This window comes from Micromonospora maritima (genome assembly GCF_902825405.1).
GTDB classification, from domain to species: domain Bacteria; phylum Actinomycetota; class Actinomycetes; order Mycobacteriales; family Micromonosporaceae; genus Micromonospora; species Micromonospora maritima.
In genome coordinates this window covers 1-2,905 of record NZ_CADEAU010000605.1, presented here as the reverse complement: position 1 = coordinate 2,905, position 2,905 = coordinate 1, and the positions used below count along the sequence as shown (strand labels likewise).

Sequence of the window (2,905 nt, the reverse complement as noted above, 5' to 3'; positions counted from 1 at the left end):
GGCCACGGGCGCCGGCCCGGGTGGCACCGGGGTGGCCGCCGCGCGCCGCCGCAGGTCCGCGCGCCAGGCCCGCAACCCCACCACGCAGAGCGCCAGGAAGATCAGGTAGAGGCCGCCGGTCAGCCAGAGTCCCTTGTACGCGTACAGCGGGATGTAGATCAGGTCGGCGGCGATCCACAGCCACCAGCTCTCCACCAGCTTGCGGGTCTGGCCGTAGGTGGCCAGCAGCGACAACGCCGTGGTGACCGCGTCGGCGAGGGGGACGGTGGAGTCGGTGGCCCGGTCCAGCAGCACCCACAGGCCGGCGGTGAGCAGCACCCCGGCGACGCCCAGCGCCCACCACTCCCGCCGCCGGGTGCGGGCGACCGTCAGCCGGCTGCGCCGCTCGCCGCCGACCAGCCAGTGCCACCAGCCGTAGACACCGAGCGCCACGTAGACGACTTGCAGGCCGGCGTCGGCGTACAGGCCTGCGGTCCAGAACAGCACCATCAGCAGCAGCACGTTGGCGATGCCGATCGGCCAGTTCGCGATGTGCTGGCGGGCCACCAACCAGACGTTGGCCACACCGGTGACGAAGCCGAGCAGCTCCGCCCAGGTGGTGCCCACGCCCAGGACGGTGAACGCGGTGCCGGTGAGCCAGTCGAGCATGTGTCCTCCCCCGCCGCCGGTGCCACCGTGGAGGGACGTGGCCCGCCGGAGCGCCCCCGGAGCGTACCGGTGGGCGCCGGGCATGAAAGGCTGCGGTCATGGTTCTTGAGGTCGCGCTGATCGACGTGACGCCCGGAAACGAGGACGACTTCGCCGCCGCCTACGCGAAGGCCCGTCCGATCCTCGCCGGCGCCGAGGGCTGCCGCTCCGTGCGGATGACCCGCGGGGTGGAGTCACCCTCCCGGTTCGTGCTGCTTGTCGAGTGGGACTCGGTCGAGGCGCACGACGTGAACTTCCGGCAGACCGAGCGGTTCGCGCAGTGGCGGGGCCTGATCGGCCCGTACTTCGCCGGCCCGCCGCTGGTCGAGCACTTCGTCGACGTGCCGGCCTGATCTGTCGTACCCCTCACATAGCCTGCGCGCGACGCGCGGCCACCGGTCCCGACGGGCATCGGGGGCGCCGGGCCCGGTGGGCGCGCGGCGTCACTCCAGCTCGTGCGGGTCCCGGGGCCGGGGCACCGGCGCGCCGCCGAGGCAGCGGGTCAGCAGCTCGACGGTCTCCGCGTCGGTGAGCGCCGCCGCGAGCAGCCGCTCGATCACCTTCTCGTAGCGGGTCACGTCGGTCTCGGCGACCAGGCGCAGGTCGGTGGTGAGCGTCTCCACCAGCACCGTGCGCGGGTCCGCCGGATCGGGATAGGCGTAGTAGGAGAAGGGCGCGAGCGGGTGCAGGTCGTCGCCGGGCGAGGCGCCCCGCGGCACCACGCGGACGGTGACGTGCGGCCGTTCGGCGAGCGCCACCAGGTGGCGCAGCTGGTCCCGCCACACGTCGGCCGGCAGGCCGCCCCGGTCGCAGGCCCGCTCGTCGATCAGTGCGGTGTAGCGCGGCGGGTCCGGCCGCACCAGCAGTTCCTGCCGCACCGCCCGGGCCCGGACGTCGGCCTCCACGTCCACGCCGTCGGCGAGCAGCGCGCCGGCGGTCACCCGCAGCCGGGCGTACGCCGGGGTCTGCAACAGGCCGGGCACGAGCGCCGGCTGGTACTCCACGATCCGCTCGGCGCCCGCCTCCAGCTCGGCGTACGCCCGCTGCCGCTCGCCCATCTCGCCCAACGCCTTGGACCAGCCCCGGCCGGTGGCGGCGTCGCGGGCGATGACGATCAGCTCGTCGCGCTGGTGCGGCGGCACCTCGTAGACGTCGAGCAGGTCGAGGACGTCGGCCAGGTCGGGCCGGCTCTGGCCCAGCTCGATGCGGGACAGCTTCGACGTGGACGCCCAGCCGAGCCGGGCGCACACCTGTTCCAGCGTCATCGACTCACGTCGACGCAGCCGGCGCAGCTCGACGCCGAGCCGCACCCTCCGGACGACAGGACTTGCTGACCACGGCATGCGCGCCTCCCAGGGTGGGAGCGTACGCATGACCATCACGCTCGGCAATACCTCGCTCGCACAGAGCTACCGCATCCGAGCGGGTCAGGGACGGTAGGTGCCGAAGGACCAGACCACGCCGGCCACGTCGCGCGCGGCGTAGTCGCGGGACCCGTAGTCGGTGTCGAAGGGCGCGCGGACGATCTCCGCGCCGGCGGCGCGGGCCCGCTCGTGGTGGGCGTCGACGTCGTCGACCGCCAGGTAGACGCGGTAGTCGTCGTCGGCCGGGCGGCTCGCCGGCGCGGGTCCCGGCCCGACCATGACCAGGTCGTCGCCGTGACCGAGTTGGGCGTGGCGGATCGTGCCGTCGGGTCCCTCGTGCACCTCGTGGACGGTGAGGCCGAACGCGGACCGGAGGAAGTCGACGGCGGCGCGCACGTCGGGATAGCGCAGGACCGGATAGATGCTTCGCATGCCCGTCAGTCTGCCGCCCGCCCGGTCACCCGGGATTGGACGAATGCGATCCGGCCCGGACCAGCGCCGCGGGAGTGGCGCCGGCGAACTCCTGGAACTCCCGGATCAGGTGCGACTGGTCGTAGTAGCCCCACCGGGCCGCCCGCTCCGCCCACCCCGCTGCGGGCGGGCCGGCGGCCGGCCGGGCGTCCAGGGTGCGGCCCAGGCTGGCGTACGCCCGCTCGAAGCGCAGCAGCCGGGCGACGGTCTTCGGCGGCAACCCGAACTCGCGGCGGAACCGCACCGCCAGGTGCCGGCGGGACCAGTCGACCTCGTCGGCCAGGGCGGCGACGCTCACCGCTCCCCCGGCGCCCTGGAGTCGTCGCCAGGCGGCGAGCAGGCGGCCGTCGACCGGGTCGGTGGCCGCCAGCCGCGCGGCGAGG

5 protein-coding genes are annotated in these 2,905 nt (G+C 74.4%); 1 reads left to right on the top strand and 4 read right to left on the bottom strand.

What is annotated here, in order from left to right; genetic code table 11:
• A partial coding sequence (gene pnuC, locus HUW36_RS29840; RefSeq protein WP_174531150.1) for a nicotinamide riboside transporter PnuC occupies positions 1-648 on the bottom strand: 648 nt, incomplete at its 3' end.
• Between the two features lie 98 nt (positions 649-746).
• On the opposite strand from pnuC, the gene HUW36_RS29835 reads away from it, so the two are divergent.
• Positions 747-1,040, top strand: coding sequence for an antibiotic biosynthesis monooxygenase family protein (locus tag HUW36_RS29835; protein WP_174531149.1), 294 nt, complete (start codon positions 747-749; stop codon positions 1,038-1,040).
• Positions 1,041-1,130: 90 nt separating this feature from the next.
• Here HUW36_RS29835 and HUW36_RS29830 read toward each other — a convergent pair whose 3' ends face one another.
• The 3 genes from HUW36_RS29830 to HUW36_RS29820 all read right to left on the bottom strand — a co-directional run.
• Entirely contained in the window at positions 1,131-2,030 is a 900-nt protein-coding gene (locus HUW36_RS29830; protein ID WP_174531151.1) for a DUF5753 domain-containing protein, read from the bottom strand.
• Between the two features lie 84 nt (positions 2,031-2,114).
• Positions 2,115-2,483 (bottom strand): VOC family protein, encoded by a 369-nt coding sequence (locus tag HUW36_RS29825; protein ID WP_174531148.1) that lies wholly within the window; start codon positions 2,481-2,483, stop codon positions 2,115-2,117.
• 25 nt (positions 2,484-2,508) lie between these two features.
• A partial coding sequence (locus HUW36_RS29820) for a helix-turn-helix domain-containing protein (RefSeq protein WP_174531147.1) occupies positions 2,509-2,905 on the bottom strand: 397 nt, incomplete at its 5' end.

What these genes read in the sequence shown, in the direction of transcription:
- HUW36_RS29835 (WP_174531149.1), top strand. Translation starts at nt 747, where the DNA reads ATGGTTCTTGAGGTCGCGCTGATCGACGTGACGCCCGGAAACGAGGAC.
- HUW36_RS29830 (WP_174531151.1), bottom strand. Translation starts at nt 2,030, where the DNA reads ATGCCGTGGTCAGCAAGTCCTGTCGTCCGGAGGGTGCGGCTCGGCGTC.
- HUW36_RS29825 (WP_174531148.1), bottom strand. Translation starts at nt 2,483, where the DNA reads ATGCGAAGCATCTATCCGGTCCTGCGCTATCCCGACGTGCGCGCCGCC.